This window comes from Rhizobium sp. X9 (genome assembly GCF_018873185.1).
Taxonomy (GTDB): domain Bacteria; phylum Pseudomonadota; class Alphaproteobacteria; order Rhizobiales; family Rhizobiaceae; genus Agrobacterium; species Agrobacterium oryzihabitans.
The window spans coordinates 1-22642 of record NZ_CP071313.1; the positions used below are offsets into that span (position 1 = coordinate 1).

The window sequence follows — 22642 nt, forward strand, 5'->3', positions numbered from 1 at the left end:
CGCTCCATTGTCAGATAATTCGAGCAGAAAATGCCGATGTTTGCGAGCAGAGGCGCTTATGTTGGCAAGCCGCTACACCTATGGTCGATGCGCAGCAAACAATATGAAGACCTGGATGGCGCGGCCGAGAGAATACTACTGGATGACAATGACGAGCCGGGCTGAGCCAGCTCTGCCAAGGAGGGTGTACCATGGTCTCTGACGAAAAACTCGCTGAAACCGGCGCGACGGACACTCGCGGAGCCGCCTCGCGGGTGCTCGATCCTTCTGTTGCGGTCACGGGATTGGGCTTCATCTTCGGGCTTGTTGGCACCGTGATCGGCATTGCCGCCGCGATCTTTCTGTCGAACGGCATTGGTTGGGGATTGATCGGCTACTGTTTCCTGGCGGCGTTGGCGGGAGGCTCCGCCGGCGTCGTCACCGGCGGAATGGTCGGCGCCGCCATCGCAGTCATGCGAGGCGTAGCGCGCTCGCCGTCGCGGGCAGGACCACTTGCCGGTGCACACGAGCTGGAACGCACCGAGAAACGTTAGACCGCTTGCAACGAGGTGCCCTTTCGCGCTGCGAATTGATAAAGACTAGGCCGACGCGTTAGCGATCCACCACCGTTCGTAGAAGGTGAATGCGTAATGGACTGGAACCGTGTCAAAGGTAATTGGAAACAGATCAAGGGCAATATTAAAGAATAGTGGGGCAAGCTCATTGACGACAATCTCGATCAGATTGCCGGTAAGCGCGATCAGCTCGAGGGCAAGATCCAGGAGCGCTATGGCATCGAGAAGGATCGCGCCAGGATCGACGTGGATGACTGGTACACCCGCTAGACTTGGTAAAGAATTCGAACTCCGAAATGGCGGTATCAACCCGGTTTTTTGCTTTTTTAGGCGCTATTTCAATTTGGCCGTCGCCTTCAGCTTGCCGCGCGATACGCTGGCCGATCCAGCAGGGCCTCGATCGTCATGGGCCGGCCGAAATAATACCCCTGAAACTCGTTGCAGCCTTCTTTGTTCAACATCGCAAGCTGCTCATGGCACTGGCCTCGACGACGATGCTCTTCAGCTCGATCACGATGACGAAGCGGCTGCAGACGACCGGCATCATCCAATAAAGGACGTTTCTCCGTCCGTCTCGCTTTCGCCGCCTCCCGAGGCGGCGATTTCGTTTTGAACCGCATGCCAGCTGAGCAGGCCCGCGTCCTCGAGCGCCTCGATGTTCGGCAGGTCGCGCAACGTCTCCATGCCGAAGGCAGAAAGAAAGTGCGGCGTCGTTACGTAGGTGTAGGGCGCCCCGGGCGTCGGACTGCGCGGCCCGGAACCGATGAAACCTGCGCCGCGCAAACTGACGATGGTGTCGCGGCTGACCTCCTTGCCGAAAATCTTCGACAGCTCGCCGCGGGTGATCGGCTGGAAATATCCCACCGCCATCAACACCATCGCCTCGAACTCCGACAGGGCTGCAGCCCCTCCCCGCGTCGCCGCCGAAGACACGCGGATTGTCTCGGCGAATCGAGAACGCGTTCGATGCTGCCAGCCGCCTGCAACCGATACCAGCTCGTAGGGTCGGTCGCGCAGCTCCTCTCTGAGATCATCGACCAGCAAATCGATACTACAGTCTTTTCCCACCACCCGCGCCAGGGTCTCGCGGCTGACCGGCTCGGCGGAGGCAAAGATCACCGCCTCGACCCGCAGCATCCATTCCCGCCAGCGCATCTCCCCCGGCAGGTCCTCCAGCTCACGATCAAACAAACGTTCGTCTGCGACGTTCGCTTTCCGGCCGGCTTTGGCTGCAGGTGATCCGGTCATCGTCACAACCCGAAAATCCGGAAAGAAGGCCGGCCAGAGAGTTCTCGTACCACCTCGAAACTTTCCAGACGCTCGAATAGCCGGTTGGCCGCCCAGCGCGACAGTTTTGACCCCGGTGCGGACGCCGGCACGGCGTCTTCGGTCAGCAACCGGCGGATCACCGGCTCCGCCCCCTTGGTCCGGACATTCGACACCACAGCCAGCAACCGCGCAGCGCGGCGATCGATCTCCACCGCGGATCGCAGCGCTGCCTCAACACCGTCCACCAGCGCCAGGCAGATCGCTTTCGGATAAGCCGGTTCCCCCGGCCGGACGCGACCGCGACCGCCGATGGTGCGGAACGCCGGGCCAAAACGCTCGGGCAACACTAGCGGCACGGGTCTCGGCCAGTTCAGCTTTTGCGCCAGCACGAGTTCGGCCAGCCCAAGGGCCAGCACCTCGGCGTCCGGGCGAATGGTCGTAATCGCCGATATAAGCTCGGCAACTGCGAGGGGTGCCGCGCGCCCGGACTGGATCGCCGTATCGACCATCTCGGGGACTGGGGCAAGACTGTCGTCCCGGTTCATCCCCAGGAGTGCGACAAGCTCCTTAACGAACGGTGTGGTGACAGTCCCGGATTGGCGCGCCAGCATTCGTGCGGCCAAAAACAGCTTGCCTGCGGGGCCGGGATCGTCGCCCGCGGCTGTCAGCAAAATCGCGTCGCGGATCGCACTTTCGTCCTCGTTGCGACCGAGCATCCGGGCAACGACAGTGGCCGATTTCAGGGCGAGGCGGTCGCGCCAGCAGCCGAGCCATGGCGGGTCTGCACGGATCAGATCGTCAAGTGATTTCAGGGCGATACCGGCTGCAAAGGCGGTGTCGGATTCAGTGATGTCGTGAGTTCGCGGCCGCAACAACCCTGGCAGGCGGGGCGACCAGGGCGATGTCGTTGGAGCAGCGTGCGCGAGCGAATCCATGCGTGCGAGCATAAATCATGAGCGCGGTTTTCGCCAGAAACATCGCCACAAACCGCACCGCCTGTCGGCAATATAAAATGTCCGATAATCTTGCATTATCGGACGTCTTTGCTAGTCTTACTGGATCCGCGACGAACGCCTAGATTCTACTTCTATACGCGCAATTCACCGCTTTCAGATAATCGAGAATGGTGCTAATGTGGCTAGACAGCCTAGCTAGATCGGAGCAGATTCATGGATTGGCAGCTGCAGGACGCTAAAAACCAATTTTCGAAAGTAGTGCAAAAAGCCCGCTTTGAAGGCCCGCAAGAGATAACCGTGCGTGGCGAACGCACAGCCGTTGTCTTGTCCGCAAAAGACTATGACGCTTTGCGCGCAGGACGACCGACTTTGGTCGATGATCTGCTTGCCGGTCCGCCTTGGGATGACGCCTTCACCGACACGGTCGACGCACGGGCCAAAGTCTCAAGCCGCGACGTGGCCTTCTAATGTATCTGGTGGATACGAATATCGTCTCGGAGGCAAAGCGGGGCACACCGCGGGCAGTGTCCTGGCTGCGCTCGGTCGATCCTCTCAGCGTCCATTTGAGTGCGCTGACGCTTGGTGAGATCATGCGCGGTATTGCCTTGAAACAAAAAACAGATCCCAAGGCTGCGGCACATCTTGCCGAATGGCTGCGCAAGCTGCGCCACGATCATGCTGACCGCATCCTCACGGTGACCGACGAGATCGCAGTCGAATGGGGCCGCATCGCCGCGATCCGTCCGCGCGGCGACATCGACGGGCTGATCGCAGCCACTGCAATTGTCCATGATCTGATCCTCGTCACTCGCAACGTCAAGGACTTTGAGGACACAGGCGCAGCCGTCATCAATCCATGGGAAGTGTGAGATGAGCGACATTCTCGGTGGGCAAGCTATGGCGGACGAGCCTTCCATTTCCAGAGCGGAAATCCCCTCCCCTGCCCCACAACCGGGGTCCAGCCTGTCGGGTCACCTGCAAGACCTCACCGATCGCGCTCGAAGCTACGTCGAGGCAGCCAGCTCGATCAACACTAGAAAAGCCTACGCATCCGACTGGAAGCACTTTTCTGCCTGGTGCCGTCGCTCCAGTCTTTCCCCCCTCCCCCCACATCCGGCGACCGTCGGCCTCTACATCACAGCCTGCGCCTCGGGATCCGTTGACCGCGGAGCAAAGGCAAATTCCGTTTCGACGATTGAGCGCCGCCTCTCGTCGATTTCGTGGAATTATGCGCAACGCGGCCTGAGCCTCGATCGCAAGGACCGGCATATCGCCATTGTTATGGCCGGGATTCGAAACAGCCATGCCCGCCCGCCGGTCCAAAAGGAAGCGGTCATGGCGACCGACATCATCGCCATGCTAGAAACACTCGATCGCGGCACCCTGCGCGGCATGCGCGACCGAGCGATGCTGCTAATCGGCTATACTGGTGGACTTCGGCGGTCAGAGATCGTTGGCCTCGATCTGAAAGCCGACCAGACCGAGGACGGGCGCGGTTGGATCGAGATCCTCGACAAGGGCATGCTCCTCACCTTACGCGGCAAAACTGGATGGCGAGAGGTCGAGGTCGGCCGCGGCTCGGCCGATGCCACCTGTCCGGTCGCCGCTATCGAAACGTGGATCAAGTTCGCCAAGCTTGCGCACGGTCCCCTCTTCCGTCGGGTCACGGGACAGGGCAAAGCGGTTGGATCGGAGCGCTTGAACGACAAGGAAATCGCCCGCCTGGTCAAGCGCACCGCCATGGCTGCGGGTATTCGAGGCGATCTGCCCGAGATCGAGCGTCAGTTTAAATTCTCGGGCCACTCCCTGCGCGCCGGCCTCGCCTCGTCTGCCGAGGTCGACGAGCGATATGTCCAGAAGCAACTGGGGCACGCGTCCGCAGAGATGACCCGCAGATATCAGCGCCGGCGTGATCGCTTCCGCGTGAATTTGACCAAGGCTTCAGGGCTTTAGCTGGCCCCTCCCCTCCTCCGCATGAAATCGTAAGCGGGGATTTTAGCGTCGGAATTCTCGCTTAGCGCTTCAATTGAAATCGGGAGCTAAAAGCCACAGCCGGCGTCGAAAGCCGGCCGCATCAGGGTTGATATGCCGATTTTCGCGAGATCGTAAACCGTTGATATTATGGTAAATGATCTCCTAAACGGACACCAGAGGAGAGTTTGTGTCCACCACTACATGGTTTCTTGAGTTGGTCCTAACCATCGATAACAAGCGTTTATCGATGGTAGATCGACTAGGCGCGCAAATCACCTTAACGTCGCGCCATCAACCGCCGGAAAGGCTCACCACCCATGGAAGATCGCGTCCGCTTCGCCCTGGAAAAGCTGCTTAACGTCGCTCACGGCGATACCGGACAGGGTCGGCGCGTCGCGAACTTCCTGCTGGCCTGGTGGAATGCCGACGTGCATGGCGGCTTCGACCTAACGGACCTTGCCGATCTCGATCCTGAAATCTGCGAGGATATGGTGACCGTCTTCACCTGGCTGGCGCGCGAGAGCTCGCTTTCTTATCCGGACGCCTATAAGCCGGAGATCATCCAGATCATCCGCCGCTGGCGGCCGCATGTCGAGATCGACTAATGGCCGTGGCTCGCGAGTCCCCAGCTTCACCCGGCGTCGATCGGCGTTCCGTCGAGCTCGACACCATCGCATCGGTGCTGCCGATCGAGCGGCGCGACGAACTTGCCGAACTCTTGTCCGACCAGGATGTCGAGACGCTACGCCATCTCGTCAACGAGGGCATGGGCGCCAACACGCTGCGGGCGCTGACCTCCGATCTCGCCTATCTCGAAGCCTGGGGCTTGGCCGCGACCGGACGATCGCTGCCCTGGCCGGCGCCCGAGGCACTGCTTTTGAAATTTGTCGCCCATCATCTGTGGGATCCGGAAAAGCGGGCGGCCGATCCGGATCACGGAATGCCGGCCGCCGTCGACGAAAATCTCAGGCATCAGGGCTTCCTGAAATCCATCGGTCCTCATGCGCCTGATACGGTGCGACGCCGGCTCGCAAACTGGTCGACGCTGACCAAATGGCGCGGCCTCGACGGCGCCTTCGCCTCCCCTGCCCTCAAGGCGGCTATCCGCCTTGCGGTGCGCTCCGTTCCCCGGACGCGCCGTCGCAAGAGCGCAAAAGCAGTAACAGGTGATATCCTTCAAAGGTTACTGGGGACCTGCGCGAATGACAGCCTGCGCGACATCCGCGATCGGGCGATTTTGATGGTCGCCTTTGCCTCCGGCGGTCGCCGACGCAGCGAGATCGCCGGGCTTCGTGTAGAGCAGTTGAGCTCTGATGCGCCCATCGAGATGTCGGAAGGTACTTTCCTCCCCTCGCTGGCCATCCATCTCGGCCGAACCAAAACGACGACTGGAGAGCAGGACGAGATTGTCTACCTGACTGGTCGGCCGGTGGAAGCGCTAAATGCCTGGATGGTGGCTGCAGGGATTGAAAGGGGCAGCGTGTTTCGGGGGATTGGCAGGTGGGGTAACGTTTCGATGCGGGCGCTCGATCCGCAGTCAATCAATGCCATTCTCAAACAGCGCGCGGAAATGGCTGGGCTGGAGGTTGGGGAGTTTTCGGCGCATGGGCTTCGGTCAGGCTATCTGACGGAGGCTGCAAATCGAGGCATCCCCCTTCCCGAGGCGATGGAGCAGTCGCGGCATCGGTCTGTCCAACAGGCATCCAGCTACTATAACAGCGCAGAAAGGCGGAGCGGGAAAGCTGCTCGACTTTTGGCATGATATAAAACGTAACTAATAGTTAGCGATCAATCAGGAATAACTTATGAAAGCCGTACTCAGTGCCGTGTTGGATGGGAAGATCAAATCCTTCCGAAATGAATTTCTTGACCACGCACGTGATGTTTTTTTTGAAGATGGCAAGACGTTTCACAGTGGAGAATTTGGCCTACATCGGGAAAAGCTTGTCCGGCGATTCCTCAGATCGTTTGTGCCGCATCGGCTGGCAATCTCGACGGGATTCGTTGTCAACAGCGAGAATATCATCGCTACCCAAGCCGACGTAGTTATTTTCGATTCAGCGCAATCCCCATTGATTGAAAGCGACAATGATCAACTCTTCTTTGCTGCGAAGCCGTGTGTGCAATCGGAGAAGTAAAGTCATTCCAGACAAAGTCCGAGCTGCCCGCGACCCTTAGGAAATTGGCCGTTCAAAAGCAGATTAAACATCTCGCATGGACTGGGCCGGCGTCGCGCGTCGGCTCTATAAGCAATGAAAAGCAGCTGATTACATTCCTGATCTGCGAAGAGATCCGAGATTCTGACCGCGAGGCCACCGCGCCAGACGAAATCAACAAAGCGATCTTGAAAGCGTACGAGGAGGCAACTCCCCCTGTCCCGGCAGAGCTCAGGCACAATCTGGTTCTTTCGCTCAAACAGGGGCTGGGCGTATATTCCCAGGAAGGTCTCTCTCCGACGCTGCGAGCAGTTCCTTATTTTGGAGCACCAGACCAGTTCATGTGGGTGGCACCATCCGAACCCAATGGGACCGATCACATCGCTTTATTCTGCGCTTTGCTATTCGATCTCACCCACCAAGCTGAGACATTCACCCCTCCTCTGTTGAAATACATGGCGACGCCACGCGTCTCTTATTCGCACGGCATACAGCTCAATGTTCTAGAGCCGAACGACGAGAAACCAGCCGAGGTGATCAAACGCCAGTTCGAGTTCAAGGATGGTAATGACGTGACGATCCTAGGGGCCAAGCTTGATGCGCCTTCCTGACCGTTACCATACTCAGGTTTAATGCCATTTGCGGATTCTCGTGCGGCAGAGGCTTTAGAACCTTTGCCGTTTCCTTCTCAGGAAATTTGGCCAATCCCCAGCCGAGGGCGCAAGTGGACTGGCTTCGACGTACGATCGCAGGTAAGTCGCCAGTCGTCGACCGGCGTTCTCTTGGAAATCGTCCCGCTTGGAACCGTCAATGAAGTCGGCGATCGCGCGGACGGACAGCATTCCAACATCTTGCACAGTAAAAGCTGTCGCAGCAGCGGCGCTTACGCTTCCCCGGTCAAGCGCAATGATCTCTCGTGAAACCTCCCTCGGATCGAAGACCGAGCTGGCGACGCCTCTGATGGAAAGGTGGTACCGATGTGGACGTTTCCCCACCCCCTCTCCTCGCAATCTTGCAAGTGAGCGAGCGCCAGCGAGAAGAGTTGGATCGGACGCCACCAACTCCGGTACGGGTGTGAAGAAATTACTGCCTTCGATTCCTGACACGAGCGTTGAACCGACTACAATGTCGTCGAATGACTGAGACCCTGGATCCATTCCTGCTGCCAGCCCGCAGACGATCACGAAACGAGGCAACCACGTGGCGATAATGGAAGCGGTTGAGAGCGCCACCCGCACATCGTCGGAATGGCGAAGTAAACATAGGACGACACGGTAGTCCCCTCTCAAACTCCTTATCAATCCGCGAAAATGATCTCCGGCCGGTGTCTCCCCGGCGTGCCGTAACTCATGAAACTCCGAAATCAGTCCCTTCGATACGCCGCCGCGATCCACAATTATCACCAAGTCGACGCTTTGCTCAGCAAGCTGTGCCGACAGATCGTGGACTTGCCGTTCATTCGACGTGAGCCAGCGATGAGAGAGTGTTTCGCGGACGAACCGCTCATCAGCCCGTTTCATCGCGCGCAGGTGGACATCGGTGAAATGTCCGTCGTGCTTATCAATGAGGCTGTGATGCGTGGGACAAAGAATAATGAGGTTGTCTTCGACGTGATGCTGATTTTTTGATCTGAGCGCATCGCGGCGCGGGCCTTTGGGCTGAGGCGAGTTAATGTCGCAGATCTCGACAAGAAACGCCCCGAGCTGTCTAAACTGCGTCGGGCATCTTTCGTACGCACACGGCCCTCCACAGGCCGCGAAAATAGACGTCAACGTTAGTCGGGCTTCCAATTCTATCTGCTATGGCAAAGCGTTTGTACCCTCTAGGGTGATATCTACTCGCTCTCTCACGATCCAGGAAGGCTAGACCGGTTCCTTGATACGCCGATACCGCGCGACGTCCGCATCAAGCTGGCGTCAGCGGCGCTCATCCACCATTTCAAGCCACAATTCAACGATCGACATAAGGTGTGGTTTCCCAGTCAAAGCACCACGTCCTTGACCTCGTGCGGCAAATTGATTCACCGCGATCAGCCGGAGCGCGTTGCAATATTTGAATCTCTGACCCAAGTCGCTGGAAAAGTGTCTTCGGCTTGCTTTTTGGTTCGGCCGCCACTCTCGGCACTCTAGTCCAAGTCAGGGGTCGCCAGACGTAAATGGAACCAAATCGGCATCACGGAAGCTCCAGAAGCGCTCCGGGTGAACGCGACGCCTGACGGGTTACGCGCGCGACAAGTGGCGCATTGGCGAGGTGGTGTGTACGCCGCCTATCAGGGTCCATCTCTTGCCCGACGTTCTTCCGTTCGCCTGCACACCTCCACTACGCCACCATTTATTCAAGCTTTACAGCTGTAAAGTTCAGGCCGCTGCGAGGGGAGGGGACAGCGCAACTTTACAGCTGTAAAGTTTTGTAGCGACCGAGGACAACTGACACGGCGATAAAGGTATTTGAGCCAAGCAGCGCGTTAACTTTTCATTAACTAAAAATGGCTTGTGGAATCGGACGACCTCTGCCAATCATGACGGAAATAGCCCCGTAAAGTAAATTAAACCGTCAAGAGGACCGGATGCATCAGATGGCATCTAAAAGCGTCACAGATACCGCATCGAAAATCGGCGTTTACACGTCGAAGCTTTCTGCGGAGCTCCGCGATATGCGCGAGGCGGTATATCCGCCTGAAGCCCGAAAGACATTTTCAAGAACTTTCTCGACCGTCGATCTGGTCCGTCTCCTCGGCGTGCCTGAGAGCACCTTACGCCAACTCACTATCGAAGGAAAAGGACCGCTTCCTGATAGAGCAGAGAACAACCGCCGTACCTACACGGTCGAGCAAGTTCGAGAACTACGCTCTTTTCTCGCTTCGCTACGACCTGACGACGCCGGACACCTCGTGCCTCATCGCCGAAAGGGCGAAAAGCTCCAGATCCTTGCAACCGCGAACTTCAAGGGCGGGAGCTCGAAGACCACAACATCAATCCATCTTGCACATTTTCTCGGTTTGCAAGGCTACAGGGTCCTCTGCGTTGATCTTGATCCGCAAGCATCGATGACCGCGCTGTTCGGCATCCAACCGGAATTCGATCTCAAAGATAACGAGACCGCCTATGCTGCGATACGATATGACAACGAGCGGCGTTCATTCCGGGACATAATCCGACCTACCTATTTCCCAGGCGTTGATCTCGTTCCCGGCAATCTCGAACTGATGGACTTCGAATTCGATACGCCAACCTATCTAACGTCGAAAACCCGCGACGAGCTTGGTCTTTTCTTTGAGCGGATCAATACCGCGATCGCTAGCGTCGATGACCAGTACGATTTCGTCATTCTCGATACACCACCTTCACTGGGCTACTCAACACTCGCTGCCCTGTATGCCGCAACATCGCTCATAATTACCGTGCATCCGGCTATGCTCGATGTAGCCTCATGCAATCAGTTTCTGATCATGATCTCGGATCTTTCCGAAGTGCTCGCCCAGTTCGGCGCTAAATTCGAGCATGACTTCTTTCGTTTCCTGCTCACCCGCGTGAACCCAAACGACGGCCCACAAAAATACATGGGCGGCGTGATGCGGCGACTGTTTGGTGATGATGTTCTTGTGGCGGAAGCCCTCGAGTCCACAGCCATCGCCGGGGCCGCTGTGGCCAAAAAATCTCTTTATGAATTGGAGACAGGTGAGGTCGGCAGGGAAGCACTCAAGCGCGCGCTCGAAAGCGCCGATCGAGTGAATTTCGAAATCCTGGCACTCGCTCATAAAATTTGGGGACGCAGCCCATGAAGAAGAGCATCCTTCAACGCATGGCCGAGGAGGCCGTTAATCGAACCGAGACGGTTGAAGCTGACACCTCCGAAAGGCCTGTCCCTTCACGACGCCATTCGTCGCCTGTTATCGCCAATGTTGGAAAATCCCTCACTCAACTTGGTGAGGACACCATCCTGTCGATCGATCCGTCTAAGATCGATCGCTCACCCTACCAGGACCGGTTCAACAACGATCACGAGGCAGAGGCCGAACTTGAGGCCTTGAAGGTTTCGATCGCGGCCGAAGGACAGAAAATTCCCGTCCTCGTTCGACCCCACCCAAGCAAACCTGACTACTACCAGCTCGCCTACGGCCACCGCCGTCTAGCAGCCATAAAATCCTTGGTGACGGACGCCGAGCGACCGGAGTCGGTCAAAATAAAGGCGTATGTTCGCAATCTTACGGATCGGCAGCTCATCGAAGAACAGGCTGTCGAAAATGGTGTGCGCGAAAACCTGACCTGGATAGAGCAGGCGATGTGGGCGGTTCAGCTAAAGGAGGCCGGCTTATCTCATCGCGCGATTTGTCCGGTATTGGCTCTGTCCGAAGCTGCCGTTTCACACCTGTTTCGGGTTACCTCCGTCATCCCGGCTGACATCATCTTTGCTATCGGCCGCGCAAAATCAGTCGGCCGTCCGAAGTGGACCGCTCTTGCCGATCTTCTGAAAGACGAAGGAAAGATCGCTGCTGTACGCGAACTTCTGGGCACGGCCGAATTCGGGTCGAAAGACGGCGCCGGCCGTATTGGTATGGCAATGGACCGGGCCAACGGCATTACCGCTATTGAGCCAAAGGAGGCTTCCAAAGCGGTCGACTTTTCGCTCGGCGAGCGGCTGTTGGGACGCATGAAAAGCTCGTTTTCAGGTACCACCATTACGATCCCAAAGAAGGAAGACGCGTTTGCGCGCTGGCTAGCAGAGCGAATGCCTGAGCTCCTACGGGAGTACGATCATCAGTCGGACCACGTAAAGTAAGGTCCAGCAAAGCAATTTATCTTGGTCAAAAGGAGCGATAGCGCAAAGAAAAAGGCCACCAAAACGTTCCCGTCGTGGAAGCCTTCCTCAAGTCCTTAAGCAAGATCGAGAATCGCATTTCCACGAATCACAGTCAAGAGTCTTGGCGCCGTTTTTGGTGAGCGGATTTTTTTGCCTTGAGAGGTGAAGAAATGGAAAGTGGACATGTAACGACGCCCTTTGGGCGGCGGTCGATGACTTTTGCCTTGTTGGCACGGCAACGACAGGCCAGCGAAGCGAAACCAGAGACCAAACGAAATAAATGGAAGCTCTTCAGGGCCGTTTGCGAGGCTCGAGAGGAGCTGAACGTGTCTGATCGATCTTTGTCGGTCCTCGATGCTTTATTGTCGTTCTATCCGTCCGACGAGCTCACCGCGACGAACGACCTCATCGTTTTTCCGTCGAACGCTCGGCTATCGATACGCGCAAGAGGGATGACTCCCGCTACGTTGAGACGCCATCTGGCCGCACTCGTAGACGCTGGCCTAATCCTTCGCAAAGACAGCGCCAATGGCAAGCGATTTGCCCGGCGGAGCAGGGCAGGGGAGATCAATGAAGCCTTCGGCTTCAATTTGTCTCCGCTACTGGCGCGCGCAACGGAGATCGAGGGTATCGCCGCGAAAATCATAGCCGATCGAGAGTATTTTCATGCAACTAGGGAACGCATCAGTCTCTGCCGGCGCGACATAACCAAGCTTATCCAGTTGGCGCTAGACGGTCGCGTAGAAGGTGAATGGGGCCAGCTCCACGAGCGGTTCCGCACGTTCCTTGCATCTTTGCCACGCCGCCCCTCGCTCGATGAACTAGAGCTTCTGCTCGACCGTCTGGTCGAGCTTCGCGCGACAATCGTCAAGCTCTTGGACGATCACGATAAAGCGCAAAATATGTACGCCAAAGAGTCCCAAAATGAGCGCCACATACAGGATTCACAAACACAATCCATTCCTGAATCTGAAACTGCACAACAAACGCGGTCGACCAATTCTCTCAGTTCTTTAGCCACGTTTGAGGATGTGAGGAAAATCCACTCATCAACCGCCGCACCTACGGGGAAGTCTCTACAGTCACTAAAGCCGACAGTTCCGTTGGACACTGTACTGCGAGCATGCCATGAAATTGCCCCTTACGGGCCCGGTGGAGCAATCCGAACATGGCGGGACCTCCTGACCGCAACAGCTGTTCTGCACCCCATGTTGCAAATAAGCCCGTCAGCTTTCCATGAAGCCTGTCAGGTCATGGGGCCCGAAAATGCTGGCGTTGCCATTGCGTGCATTTTCGAAAGGGGAGGGCACATCAACTCTGCAGGCGCTTACCTCCGCAGTCTGACCAGAAGAGCCACAGAGCGGCAATTCACAATCAAACCAATGGTCTCAGCCCTGCTGAGATCCAAGGCGTCAGGCATATCACGAACCTAAGAACTGGTGTTCGGATGCAATTAGCGTCCATAACGTCCAAGCTGGGAAGGACTGTGCATGCCTGCACAAACGCATCGCAGACAACCACCCTAACTTCGTTCACTCGCGCTTGCGCGGCAACATAGGACTATGACCACCCTGACAGGGCGAATGAAAATGTGGCGTATCGGGTCGCTCGCCGCTCGTGCGCGGGCCCTCCGAACTCTTTTGACCGAACCAACCATTCTCGAGCTCTTGATGAAGAACGACGACGCTCTGCCGTGCAAAGAGCCGAGAGGATCGCCGCACCGGACTGCTAATAAAAAATGATCCGCGGCCGGTGTTGATGGCGCTTCTGCGGGGGAATGCTAATCAAAAGTGGATCGCGCGCCGAAATACGGGAGCGAGGGCGTCACGTTGGCCGGTTCAGTTTTCCTCGACCAGCTTGTGTTTTTTCCAGGTCCTTGGGTTCCATTCGACCAGCATATGATGGCCTGAGGCTGGACCGCCCGTTTCAAGGTGCAGAGCACGCATTTCGACCGATCCATCAAAGCAAAAGCCAGTGCGGACGGCGCCCGGTCCGGTGTCAGTGAGGTTCTTCTTGCCGAGACTGCGAACCTCGAGGGTGGCAGAACAACTGACGACAACACGCGAGCCGGTCTTGCGACCGATTTCAACGGCGCGACGGTATTCCCAACGTCCGAAGACGAGGCCCACATCCAGGACGGGGGTCAAGATCCAGTCGGGTTGGGCATGCAGCGCAGTGTCTCCGCCCGGCGTCTGTTGTTCAAGATCTTCGCAGATCAGCACCATCACACGCCCAAGTCCGAGGATGTCGCAAAGCACCAATTCGCTCCCGGTAGCGCAATCTTCCATGTGCGAGTCATCGTCGTGACCGTCCGCACGGGGTAGGGCGCACTGCTTCATACGGGGCGCGGCCATGTTGAACGCATTTAGCTTGCGTTGACGAAACAGGACTTCGCCGGCACCCGTCATGACAACGGCCTCATTGAACGGCCTATCGAGTCCTTTTGACCTTTCTTCGGAAGGTCCGCTTCCCATCAGAACCACCGAGTGACCGGAGCGGGCCGCCCTGCGCAGTGTTTCGGCAAGGCCCACGGCCGCTGAGCTGGTGGCGACGAGTTCAGGCAAGACGACGAGGCCCGCTCCTTTATCCAACAGAGCCGAGACTTGGTTTTCGATCCTGGCGTCTGTAATGGCCCCGTGTGGAACCGTGTCCAAAAACGCTCTATGGCGCCGGTCTGACACCGAAAATTCGAGGTCGTCAGGATCCTCGGCAATTGGTGCAAGGCCCACTTTTTGAGCAGCGTCGTTCGAAACGTAGATTTGACTTGGCGGCGGCGCCATCGGCCGCAATCTGAAATTTTTCTGCAGGGCAGGAACAAAACTCAGAAAGGAAAACTGATGAGCGAGCGCAACCCCACTTTGTTCCAAGCCCTTTGTCCGCTCCTTACCCGGCATCAACAAGTCTTTGGGAAGAACGAAGCCTTTTTCAGACAGCTCGGCATAGGCGCCTGTCATCGTCCGCTCGGCCCGCATCGCCGCCAACATCTGTCCGCCTGTCGATGAGCGGCCAGGGAGCCGCGTCTTGATAGAGGGATGGATGCGCATCGCTGCCAGGTCGAGCGCGCACATCACCACAAAGGCACGTTCCTGAGGCGTGTCGACCTCACAGCTGAACGCCACCGGGCGGCGGCTGAGATAGTCCGTCACCATGGCTGGAACTTCCGCAGTTGACGCTGCCTCCAAAAGCTCGACAAGCCGACCAAATTCAGCCGCGTGCCGTCCGGACCACGGGGCGAGCGTCGCCTCAGCCTCATATGGTTCGACGATTTGCCACAATTCGGCGAAAAGTTGTCCCGGTTTCATGGCGTCAGATCGGCTTGCGGATGAAGGTTTGCAGCAGGGGCACAAGTTGCGAGAAGTCCGTTCCGTCATGTCGCATCTTTTCGGTCAGCGCTCGCATGGCGGGAATGAATGTCGACGCGCCTTGTTCGTCACTCTTGGTCAGCGTTGACAACAGCTCATCGAAATACAAACCGCCAAGCTCCGAGCTTCCGATCGCTCGTCGGAAAAGACCAAGCGCTTGCTCCGTCAGCGGTGCGCCGCTGCGGATATTCGACAGCATTGCCTCCATCGCCTCGTGTTCCCGGCCGGCATCGAGAAGGATCTCTGCTTTTTGGAGCGCTACTCTCGGGAGCGACTGGAAATCGGCTGAGGTGCTTTCAATCCGGAAAAGCGCCTCGTCGAATTGGCCGTGACGCCGACACAGTTCCGACTGGCACAGGAAGAACTCATCCTGGACGCGGTCCCGTCCGCCATTTGCCGGCAAGAGTCGGTCGGCATGCAGTAACACTTGACCTGCAACTTTTTCAAAGCGTTCGTCCCCGATCTCCATCGCGACCTTGAGGCGTGTGATAAGGATCTCGATGATCTCGCCCAGATCCCTGTCGCGCGCGGTCGAGGTTTGCGAAAGAAGTTTGACCGCCGCGATGATCGCGCGCTCGGCGCCACCCCCGTCGCCTCTTTCGAGAAGCTTGCTGGCCAGCAGACGCTGGGTTCTCGCCGGTTCGATCTCGTTGCCAACAGGCAGACTGCGCCTGCCAATTGCGCGATATATTTCGGCTATCTCCTTGTACGTCTCGATGACCTCGTCCGAGCGGCCTAATGTATCGAGGATCGCGGCTCGGCGGTCCAGCAGTCGCGCATGACGCCATTTTGCGATCGGCGATCTGTCTGCCTGCCACAGGCGCTCAGCATTGAGGCTCAAGCTGAGTGCTTTCTCGAATTCGCCATTGCGCTGCAACAAGCCGGCGATATCGTCAAGGATCAGTGCATATCGCGTGGCATACGTCGTTGGTTCCTCGTTGTAGGCGCGGCGGGCAAGTTGTTCTGCTGTTTCGGCGAAAGTTGCCCCGGTTCGCAAGGAAAGCCGGTTGTCGCGACGCAGAACGAAACTCAATGCGGCCTCGGCAAGCGACATCAGCCATTCGGGTCTTTCGCCATCGTCTGCGACCGCATTGTCCAGCCAGAACTGGACCTGGCTCCAGGCGTCCAGAGTCGGTTGGTCGCTGATGGCTCGCAGGTCAAACAGCCGGGGATCGTCGAATGCCGCGCGGCGCCAGTATGACGATAGAACGTCTGCATCGACTGGCCGGATGGCGATTTTACTGGAGCCGGTAATACGGCGAGCCAGATCGTGCATGGCATCGAGGAGAGACCCTCTTTCGTCCGGGTACTCTTCAAATACCGCAAGTTTTTCTTCAAATGCGCACCACGGATAATTGCGCACTTCCGCCCGCCGGAGACTTTGTTCGACTTTGCGTGGCCCACCCTCGATCAGGTCGATGAACCGCTGTGCGGTGTGACGTCGCGCCGCCTCCACCGTCGAGCGCTCCTCGACCCGGCTGGGTACAAACTCCATCTTAAGCGATGGCTTCTTCTGACTTTTGCGCGCATCCTTGATCGAACGCGCGATCGCAGCCGTCCCCTCGATGCTTTGACGGTTGTAGACGAGGCAAAGGACGAGAGCGTCAGGGAGCTGAGAGGTGCAAATACCGGCGGTATCGGCAACGCCCGTTCGACTGTCAATCAAAACTGTGATTAGGCATGGAATAAGGACCCCGCACATGGGGTGATCGGCGTCCAAACGGGACCCCCATCTGCAATGGGGTTACAACAGCCTCCGGTTTCATCGGAGGCTTTTTGTTCGGATGCTTATTGTGGAAACAATTCTGAAGATACGGCGGCTAGCCCATGTTCAGGGCAAGTCGATCAAGGCGATCTGCCGGGAGTTGGGCATATCGCGGAAAGTGGTGCGGAAGGTTTTGCGCACCGATGAGACGGAGTTCAAATACGAACGGACCCGTCAACCTCAGCCGAAGCTCGGCCCCTGGCGCGGTCAGCTCGATGGAATGCTCCTCGCCAATGAGGCCAAATCTTCTCGCGAACGGCTGACACTGATCCGGATATTCGAGGACTTGCGCGACCTCGGCTACGAGGGCGGTTACGACACAGTCCGGCGTTACGCCCGAACATGGGCGAAGGAGCGCGGGTCCGTGACGGCGCAAGCCTATGTGCCGCTCTATTACGCGCCGGGCGAGGCCTACCAGTTCGACTGGAGCCACGAGATTGTCGTGCTGAACGGCGTGACGACGACGGTGAAGGTTGCGCATATCCGGCTCTGCCACAGCCGGATGATGTATGTGAGAGCCTATCCGCGCGAGACGCAAGAGATGGTCTTCGACGCCCATGACAGGGCGTTCGCTTTCTTCGGCGGGGCCTGCACGCGCGGCATCTATGATAATATGAAGACCGCGGTGGAGACGGTCTTCGTCGGCAAGGAACGGCAATACAATCGCCGCTTCCTACAGATGTGCAGCCATTACCTGATCGAACCGGTGGCCTGCACGCCGGCGTCGGGGTGGGAGAAAGGCCAGGTCGAGAACCAGGTCAATCTGGTGCGCGAACGCTTCTTCACGCCGCGACTGCGCTTCAAATCCTACGATGAACTGAATGGCTGGTTGCTGGACAAGTGCATCAGTTACGCCCGCGCTCATAAGCACGTCGATCAGACGGAGCGCACGATCTGGGAGGTGTTCGATGCGGAGCGGCCGCACCTGGTCGGCTATCCCGGCAAATTCGACGGCTTCCACGCTGTGCAGGCCTCGATCGGCAAGACCTGCCTCGTGCGTTTCGACAACAACAAATACTCGGTACTGTCTACGGCAGTCGGCCGCCCTGCCGAGATACATGCCTATGCAGATCGCATCGTCATCCGGCAGGATGGCGTGGAAATCGGCCAACACGATCGCTGCTTCGGCCGTGGCGAGACGATCTATAATCCCTGGCATTACGTGCCGGTCCTGACCCGCAAACCGGGAGCACTGCGCAACGGTGCGCCGTTCCACGACTGGGTTTTGCCCGCCGCCATGGAGAAGGTGCGCCGCCGGCTGAAGGCAATGCATGACGGCGACCGGCAGATGGTGTCGATCCTCGAATGCGTGGGCCTGGACGGGCTCCCCGCCGTCGAAGCGGCCTGCCAGGAGGCGATCGATCAGGGCGTGTTCTCGGCCGCCGTCATCATCAACATTCTGGCCCGCAAGCGTGATCCGCAGCCGGCCGCCATCCTTTCCATCCCCGATGCGCTTCGCCTGACCCATGAGCCTCTGGCCGACTGCGCCCGTTACGACAGCCTGAGGAGGGCAAGCTGATATGGAACGATCCCAAATCCTCGACATGATGGGCACGCTGAAGCTGTTCGGCATGCGTAGCGCCTATGACGAGATCATGGCCTCCGGCATCAAGCGACAGCACGAACCGCCGCGCATCGTCGGTGACCTGCTTCAGTCGGAGATCGCCGAGAAGCAAGCGCGCTCCATCAAATACCAAATCACCGTCGCCAAACTGCCGCTGGCCAAGGACATCGACGACTTCGACTTCACCGACACGCCGGTCAACGAAGGCCTGGTGCGCCAACTCGCAACCGGGGCCTTCCTCGCCGAGCAGCACAATATCGTTCTGGTCGGCGGAACCGGCACGGGAAAGTCTCACCTGTCCATCGCCCTTGCTCGTGCTCTGATCCGCAATGGCGCACGCGGCCGCTTCTTCAACGTCGTCGACCTCGTCAATCGGCTCGAGACGGAGGCACGTAGCGGCAAACAGGGACGGCTGGCCGACTTCATCACCAGGCTCGACTTCGTCATCATGGACGAACTGGGCTATCTCCCATTTGCCCAGGCGGGCGGCCAGCTCCTCTTCCACCTCATCAGCAGGCTCTACGAGCGGACGTCCATCATCGTCACGACGAACCTGGCCTTCGGCGAGTGGCCGGCCGTATTCGGCGACGCCAAGATGACCGCCGCTCTGCTCGACAGGCTCACCCACCATTGCGAGATCGTGGAAACCGGGAACGAATCCTGGCGCTTTAAAAACCGCTCTCAAAGCTAAAGCCGAAAAGACAAACAACCCGCGCCCGCAGGCCCTTGCGCTAAATGGAGAGCCCCGGGCCTACGCGCGCTGACCCGATGCAACTAGAGGCAGGGGTCCCTTTTGGGAGCCGATAAGGGGTCCCGTTACGACGCCGATTGACAATCAAAACATGGGTGTAGCGGTTGCGAGCCCACTTCAGAATGGCATTGATAAACGCCTCACCGTCGAAACGTTGATAGAAACCATTCCAGTCGAGACCACCAACCTTGTGGCTATAATGCTCGTCCTGACGACCGGCGCCGATAAAATCCAGGCGGCCTGATCCCTTCAATGGCAGATCAAGAGGCTGGACGATGTCGCTGCAGTCGGCGAGCTTGAATCTGTCCTTGCGATCCGGCTGCGCGCCGAGCTGCTCGATATAGTCCCAAACGCGGTCAATCAGGCCTTTGCTTTCGCCCTGATCCGGGTCGCTCAGGAACGGGTGAAAATAGCGGTGCAATCCTGGTGCTTCCAGATCCCAATCGATCGCCAGCACCCTTTCATCGTTCGAAGCCAGTGCCCAGGCGACGTTTGCCAGCGTCATGCTGCGCCCACTTCCGCCCTTGTAAGAGTAGAAGGTCGTAACCTGTGACTTTGCCATGGCTAACCTGTCGCGCTTATTCTAGGAACCTCAGCCGTGCGGACATCGGGCGGGGTGGGCCGGTTGTCGAGGCTGAATCCGAGATTGACAATCTTGCTCTGCGCCAATGGCGCGCGGCGGGCAGTCTCGACACCTTCATCGACAACTAGCCGGCCGACAGGCGTCAGAGCGTTATAAAGGTCCCGTCCATGTCGATGGCTGGTGACCATCTCCATTGCCCGCAGTTCGTCCAGAAGACGCGAAATATATCCTTTGTCCTGGCCAAGCGCGGCGGCGATCTCGGTATTGCGTAGAGATTTTGCGGCTAGCATATCAAGAATGCGCGCGAACGGCTGCTGCTTTGCCTTCTTGATCGCGTCCTCGTCAGCTGTGGCTGACGCTGCATACCCCATGATATCCAAGGCCGCTGCCAACCGCCCGGCGACGTAATCCGGGGACAAACGATCAGCCCGGATCCTGCTTCGCAACGTGCTGAGCGCGCCTGCTGCTGCTTCGACACCTTGGCGTAAGACAGGAGCCGCCGCAGTGGGCAGCACGTCAGCAACAGCTTCCATCGAGGCATTCAGAGCCAAGTCAACTTTCTCGGCAACTGTTTTGAAATCGTCTTTTGCGACTAGATCTTTTACGATATCGAAGCTGTTCCACAAGGGATTACGCATGATGAGCTTCTCCTGTTGTGTAACAGATAGGATTAGTCAACGATTTTGTCAACGGTTACTGTTGCGGGCATTTTATTCCGGGGGAAAAGGCCGCGGGCCAGGCGACGTTGACTCTTGCACTGGCGTAGCCGAAATACGCTTGCAACGATACGAGGATCAACGATGATTGAAGACGACGCCCCGACACAATCGGATAGCACCGAGACCAAAGGTGAAGTCGAGAAGACGACGGTGACCGCACGCGGCAAACGGTCAAGTTCCAAAAAGGCCGCAACCGGCAAGGTTGTCAGCAAAGTTCAAGAGAGCGACAAGCCGAGGTTACGCCGCTTGAGTGACGCGGACAAGCTTGAGAAGATCAGGCAGGTTGAAGCAGCCGTCGCCGGTGGAGCAACCCTGAAAGATGCCGTGGGTGCGGCCTCGATATCCGACCAGACCTACTACACATGGAAGAAAGCCGTCGCTGCACCGGCGGCTGGAACGTCGTACAGCCCGGTTGCTGTTGACGACGAGTTTGCCGAATTCATTCAGCTCGAGGAAGAAAATCGCCGGCTGCGCAAGCTGCTTGGCGAAAAACTCCGCACCGAAAACGCCGAACTGCGCAAGCGGCTCGGGATCACCTGATCAACCTCGTTTGACGATGACGCTGGGCGGGACAAGATTGAATGCGCGCCGCTGTCGATGAAATTGACGAATTATGAAAACACCACAACGCCCCTTCGTCGTCGCATACAAGGCGAACAGGCGGCAAACCCAGACGCGACCTTCTTCCATTTGGGGCAGCCTTGATCTGCAGGCCGTGGCCCGACAGGTCGAGGCCGACGGGATTTTGCCTGATACCGGACGTTTGGTTGCGAGCCCGACAGTCGACGACCCAAAACCGGCTGAAACATCCGTCCCGTCGCCGGACCTCCTTGCCGCCCCCGAACATAATCCTCAGGGATCGGCTGAGGGCATCCTGCCCGACGGAATTGGCGCGGCGAAACAGGTGCTTTCGTCAGAGGCTGCGGCAACCGAGACGTATGTCGCGCCGACGCCTCGGCGTCGAAGCACTCCTGCTGCGTCAAGGCGGACCGCCGTTGCCTCGGTGCAGACTGAGCCTGCCTCGATCCCGGCGAGGACCCCTGTCAACGATCGCCAGGCGAGGCTGCAACCAGACAACCACATGGATGACCTCAGCGCACTCGAGGCAGAAAACCGCCGCCTGAAGCGTCTCCTGATTGCGAAGCTTCGTGACGAAAACCGGGCACTTCAGACGATGCTGCGCCGGTTCGATACCGAATGACGAAGGCGCTGGACGAAAGCGGGTTCCTCGCCATTTGAGTAAGGTTCGTCGGCGCGTCTCAGGCAGGCTCCTCGACGTCTCCTGTCATGACGCATCGCATTCATCCGTGCACCGGCCGTTCTTGCCGGCGCGGCACCGATCTGATTAGAAGGTGATCCATACCATCGTCGCCTTTGCCTTGAAGACGACGGCGGATGGTCGGGTCCCCGGGGTTTCTTCCGACCATGTTCGATCTTTTGCCGCTTTTCGTGGCTGGCTTTCTCGCCGGCAGTATGAACGCGCTCGCTGGTGGCGGTTCGTTCGTGTCGCTGCCCGCCCTGATCTCCGTTGGCGTGCCGTCCGTGATCGCAAACGCGACCAGTACCTTCGCTCTCCTTCCAGGAGGCGTGGCAAGCTCCTGGGTCTATCGCGCGGGTGTCAGAGACGTGTGCGGTGTCGGAGTCAAGCCGACTGCAGTTGCCACCGTGACAGGCGGCGTAACTGGCAGTGTCCTTTTGCTTTTGACGCCCACGACGACGTTCGACGTCATGCTGCCATGGCTCTTGCTCATCGCCACTTCGATGCTCATTCTCGGACCCAAGCTCGGCATTCGGCTGCAACGGGTTACACGCCCGCAGACCGCGGTTGTCTTGCCGATCCAATTGCTGCTTGGCATCTATGGCGGTTATTTCGGCGAAGCGGTGGGACTGATGATGCTCGCCGCGTGGAGCCTGCTTGGCGGCGGGGATATCAAAAGTCTCAATCCGACCCGCATGGTCATGGTGACCGCGGCAAATGCGGTCGCTGTGATCGTCTTTGTTCTGGCCGGGGCGATCGCATGGCAACAATGCCTGCCGATGATTGCGGGTGCCTTTGCAGGTGGCTGGAGTGGAGCCCATCTCGGGCGCAGGTTGCAGGCGCCGATTGTCCGGGCTATCACCGTCGTGGTTGCCGTCCTGACCACCGTCATTTTCTTTGCAAGAGCCTACCTCTAGTCGGCCGAAGGCTG

At 58.1% G+C, this 22642-nt stretch carries 23 protein-coding genes and 2 pseudogenes; 18 read left to right on the forward strand and 7 right to left on the reverse strand.

From position 1 onward, the window contains the following. The first annotated feature begins 36 nt into the window (after window positions 1-36). The 4 genes and pseudogenes from ccoS (at window position 37) to JZY08_RS25740 (ending at window position 1108) form a co-directional block, all read left to right on the forward strand. Window positions 37-165 carry a cbb3-type cytochrome oxidase assembly protein CcoS gene (gene ccoS / locus JZY08_RS25725; protein ID WP_246669767.1) on the forward strand — a complete coding sequence of 43 codons (129 nt, stop codon included), beginning with the start codon at window positions 37-39 and terminating at the stop codon, window positions 163-165. Between the two features lie 26 nt (window positions 166-191). After that, entirely contained in the window at window positions 192-533 is a 342-nt protein-coding gene (locus JZY08_RS25730; RefSeq protein ID WP_107341122.1) for a hypothetical protein, read from the forward strand. Window positions 534-629: 96 nt separating this feature from the next. Beyond that, a pseudogene (locus JZY08_RS25735) lies at window positions 630-824 on the forward strand (CsbD family protein). Window positions 825-850: 26 nt separating this feature from the next. Then, window positions 851-1108, forward strand: a complete 258-nt coding sequence (locus tag JZY08_RS25740; protein WP_149149102.1) for a hypothetical protein — start codon at window positions 851-853, stop codon at window positions 1106-1108. On the opposite strand, the gene JZY08_RS25745 is transcribed toward JZY08_RS25740, so the two are convergent. Then, the gene (locus JZY08_RS25745) at window positions 1098-1802 is read right to left on the reverse strand and encodes an SMC-Scp complex subunit ScpB (RefSeq protein ID WP_107341124.1); all 705 of its coding nucleotides are present in this window, start codon (window positions 1800-1802) and stop codon (window positions 1098-1100) included. The two genes, JZY08_RS25740 and JZY08_RS25745, sit on opposite strands and share 11 nt — an antisense overlap. Window positions 1803-1804: 2 nt before the next feature. Continuing rightward, window positions 1805-2758 (reverse strand): DUF1403 family protein, encoded by a 954-nt coding sequence (locus tag JZY08_RS25750; protein ID WP_234823770.1) that lies wholly within the window; start codon window positions 2756-2758, stop codon window positions 1805-1807. Between the two features lie 234 nt (window positions 2759-2992). Here JZY08_RS25750 and JZY08_RS25755 point away from each other — a divergent pair, with 234 nt between their 5' ends. The 7 genes from JZY08_RS25755 to JZY08_RS27660 all read left to right on the forward strand — a co-directional run bounded on the left by JZY08_RS25755 (window position 2993) and on the right by JZY08_RS27660 (window position 7520). After that, window positions 2993-3247, forward strand: a complete 255-nt coding sequence (locus JZY08_RS25755; protein ID WP_206829542.1) for a type II toxin-antitoxin system Phd/YefM family antitoxin — start codon at window positions 2993-2995, stop codon at window positions 3245-3247. Next, complete coding sequence (locus JZY08_RS25760) at window positions 3247-3648, forward strand: type II toxin-antitoxin system VapC family toxin (RefSeq protein WP_216333535.1); 402 nt, start codon at window positions 3247-3249, stop codon at window positions 3646-3648. Before JZY08_RS25755 ends, JZY08_RS25760 begins: the two co-directional genes overlap by 1 nt. Window position 3649: 1 nt before the next feature. Beyond that, window positions 3650-4732, forward strand: a complete 1083-nt coding sequence (locus JZY08_RS25765) for a tyrosine-type recombinase/integrase (RefSeq protein WP_216333536.1) — start codon at window positions 3650-3652, stop codon at window positions 4730-4732. Between the two features lie 338 nt (window positions 4733-5070). After that, complete coding sequence (locus tag JZY08_RS25770; protein WP_216333538.1) at window positions 5071-5358, forward strand: hypothetical protein; 288 nt, start codon at window positions 5071-5073, stop codon at window positions 5356-5358. Further along, the gene (locus JZY08_RS25775) at window positions 5358-6515 is read left to right on the forward strand and encodes a site-specific integrase (protein ID WP_216333540.1); all 1158 of its coding nucleotides are present in this window, start codon (window positions 5358-5360) and stop codon (window positions 6513-6515) included. The genes JZY08_RS25770 and JZY08_RS25775 overlap by 1 nt, the downstream gene beginning before the upstream one ends. Window positions 6516-6558: 43 nt before the next feature. Then, entirely contained in the window at window positions 6559-6891 is a 333-nt protein-coding gene (locus JZY08_RS25780) for a DUF6602 domain-containing protein (protein ID WP_216333543.1), read from the forward strand. Between the two features lie 44 nt (window positions 6892-6935). Next, the gene (locus tag JZY08_RS27660; protein WP_253204187.1) at window positions 6936-7520 is read left to right on the forward strand and encodes a hypothetical protein; all 585 of its coding nucleotides are present in this window, start codon (window positions 6936-6938) and stop codon (window positions 7518-7520) included. A gap of 54 nt (window positions 7521-7574) precedes the next feature. Here JZY08_RS27660 and JZY08_RS25790 read toward each other — a convergent pair whose 3' ends face one another. After that, on the reverse strand, window positions 7575-8681 hold the full coding sequence (locus tag JZY08_RS25790; protein ID WP_216333545.1) for a hypothetical protein: 1107 nt from the start codon (window positions 8679-8681) through the stop codon (window positions 7575-7577). A 794-nt stretch (window positions 8682-9475) separates the two neighbouring features. Between JZY08_RS25790 and repA the strand changes: the two genes are divergently transcribed. The 3 genes from repA (at window position 9476) to repC (ending at window position 13142) form a co-directional block, all read left to right on the forward strand. Next, window positions 9476-10690 (forward strand): plasmid partitioning protein RepA, encoded by a 1215-nt coding sequence (gene repA, locus JZY08_RS25795; RefSeq protein WP_216333547.1) that lies wholly within the window; start codon window positions 9476-9478, stop codon window positions 10688-10690. After that, window positions 10687-11688, forward strand: coding sequence for a plasmid partitioning protein RepB (repB, locus tag JZY08_RS25800; RefSeq protein ID WP_216333549.1), 1002 nt, complete (start codon window positions 10687-10689; stop codon window positions 11686-11688). Before repA ends, repB begins: the two co-directional genes overlap by 4 nt. 191 nt (window positions 11689-11879) lie before the next feature. Continuing rightward, window positions 11880-13142: a plasmid replication protein RepC gene (repC, locus tag JZY08_RS25805; RefSeq protein ID WP_216333550.1), complete on the forward strand. Its 1263-nt coding sequence runs from the start codon at window positions 11880-11882 to the stop codon at window positions 13140-13142. Between the two features lie 405 nt (window positions 13143-13547). Here the strand turns inward: repC and JZY08_RS25810 are convergent, their stop codons facing one another. Together JZY08_RS25810 and JZY08_RS25815 are read right to left on the reverse strand one after the other, a co-directional pair. Continuing rightward, window positions 13548-15011, reverse strand: coding sequence for a hypothetical protein (locus tag JZY08_RS25810; RefSeq protein WP_216333551.1), 1464 nt, complete (start codon window positions 15009-15011; stop codon window positions 13548-13550). Between the two features lie 4 nt (window positions 15012-15015). Continuing rightward, a complete protein-coding gene (locus JZY08_RS25815) occupies window positions 15016-16791 on the reverse strand; it encodes a tetratricopeptide repeat protein (protein ID WP_216333552.1) in 1776 nt (591 codons plus the stop codon). 64 nt (window positions 16792-16855) lie between these two features. Between JZY08_RS25815 and istA the strand changes: the two are divergent. Next, window positions 16856-18415 (forward strand): annotated as a pseudogene (istA, locus tag JZY08_RS25820) (IS21 family transposase). Next, a complete protein-coding gene (gene istB, locus JZY08_RS25825; RefSeq protein WP_003501246.1) occupies window positions 18357-19091 on the forward strand; it encodes an IS21-like element helper ATPase IstB in 735 nt (244 codons plus the stop codon). Before istA ends, istB begins: the two are co-directional and overlap by 59 nt. Window positions 19092-19131: 40 nt before the next feature. Here the strand turns inward: istB and JZY08_RS25830 are convergent, their stop codons facing one another. Both JZY08_RS25830 and JZY08_RS25835 read right to left on the reverse strand, forming a co-directional pair. Continuing rightward, window positions 19132-19713, reverse strand: coding sequence for a division plane positioning ATPase MipZ (locus tag JZY08_RS25830; RefSeq protein ID WP_301183746.1), 582 nt, complete (start codon window positions 19711-19713; stop codon window positions 19132-19134). Between the two features lie 2 nt (window positions 19714-19715). Further along, window positions 19716-20372 (reverse strand): helix-turn-helix domain-containing protein, encoded by a 657-nt coding sequence (locus tag JZY08_RS25835; protein ID WP_216333554.1) that lies wholly within the window; start codon window positions 20370-20372, stop codon window positions 19716-19718. A 162-nt stretch (window positions 20373-20534) separates the two neighbouring features. Between JZY08_RS25835 and JZY08_RS25840 the strand changes: the two genes are divergently transcribed. After that, the gene (locus tag JZY08_RS25840; protein ID WP_216333555.1) at window positions 20535-20993 is read left to right on the forward strand and encodes a transposase; all 459 of its coding nucleotides are present in this window, start codon (window positions 20535-20537) and stop codon (window positions 20991-20993) included. 885 nt (window positions 20994-21878) lie between these two features. Next, complete coding sequence (locus JZY08_RS25845; protein WP_216333556.1) at window positions 21879-22628, forward strand: sulfite exporter TauE/SafE family protein; 750 nt, start codon at window positions 21879-21881, stop codon at window positions 22626-22628. Window positions 22629-22642: the final 14 nt, after the last annotated feature.

Bases quoted from the DNA above. Each gene is read 5' to 3' on its own strand.
- JZY08_RS25765 (WP_216333536.1), top strand. From the start codon at position 3,650: ATGAGCGACATTCTCGGTGGGCAAGCTATGGCGGACGAGCCTTCCATT.
- JZY08_RS25740 (WP_149149102.1), top strand. From the start codon at position 851: ATGGCGGTATCAACCCGGTTTTTTGCTTTTTTAGGCGCTATTTCAATT.
- JZY08_RS25760 (WP_216333535.1), top strand. From the start codon at position 3,247: ATGTATCTGGTGGATACGAATATCGTCTCGGAGGCAAAGCGGGGCACA.
- JZY08_RS25780 (WP_216333543.1), top strand. From the start codon at position 6,559: ATGAAAGCCGTACTCAGTGCCGTGTTGGATGGGAAGATCAAATCCTTC.
- JZY08_RS25830 (WP_301183746.1), bottom strand. From the start codon at position 19,713: ATGGCAAAGTCACAGGTTACGACCTTCTACTCTTACAAGGGCGGAAGT.
- ccoS (WP_246669767.1), top strand. From the start codon at position 37: ATGTTTGCGAGCAGAGGCGCTTATGTTGGCAAGCCGCTACACCTATGG.
- JZY08_RS25755 (WP_206829542.1), top strand. From the start codon at position 2,993: ATGGATTGGCAGCTGCAGGACGCTAAAAACCAATTTTCGAAAGTAGTG.
- repA (WP_216333547.1), top strand. From the start codon at position 9,476: ATGCATCAGATGGCATCTAAAAGCGTCACAGATACCGCATCGAAAATC.
- JZY08_RS25775 (WP_216333540.1), top strand. From the start codon at position 5,358: ATGGCCGTGGCTCGCGAGTCCCCAGCTTCACCCGGCGTCGATCGGCGT.
- JZY08_RS25810 (WP_216333551.1), bottom strand. From the start codon at position 15,011: ATGAAACCGGGACAACTTTTCGCCGAATTGTGGCAAATCGTCGAACCA.
- JZY08_RS25750 (WP_234823770.1), bottom strand. From the start codon at position 2,758: ATGGATTCGCTCGCGCACGCTGCTCCAACGACATCGCCCTGGTCGCCC.
- istB (WP_003501246.1), top strand. From the start codon at position 18,357: ATGGAACGATCCCAAATCCTCGACATGATGGGCACGCTGAAGCTGTTC.
- repC (WP_216333550.1), top strand. From the start codon at position 11,880: ATGGAAAGTGGACATGTAACGACGCCCTTTGGGCGGCGGTCGATGACT.
- JZY08_RS25845 (WP_216333556.1), top strand. From the start codon at position 21,879: ATGTTCGATCTTTTGCCGCTTTTCGTGGCTGGCTTTCTCGCCGGCAGT.
- JZY08_RS25840 (WP_216333555.1), top strand. From the start codon at position 20,535: ATGATTGAAGACGACGCCCCGACACAATCGGATAGCACCGAGACCAAA.
- repB (WP_216333549.1), top strand. From the start codon at position 10,687: ATGAAGAAGAGCATCCTTCAACGCATGGCCGAGGAGGCCGTTAATCGA.
- JZY08_RS25745 (WP_107341124.1), bottom strand. From the start codon at position 1,802: ATGACCGGATCACCTGCAGCCAAAGCCGGCCGGAAAGCGAACGTCGCA.
- JZY08_RS25770 (WP_216333538.1), top strand. From the start codon at position 5,071: ATGGAAGATCGCGTCCGCTTCGCCCTGGAAAAGCTGCTTAACGTCGCT.
- JZY08_RS25835 (WP_216333554.1), bottom strand. From the start codon at position 20,372: ATGCGTAATCCCTTGTGGAACAGCTTCGATATCGTAAAAGATCTAGTC.
- JZY08_RS25730 (WP_107341122.1), top strand. From the start codon at position 192: ATGGTCTCTGACGAAAAACTCGCTGAAACCGGCGCGACGGACACTCGC.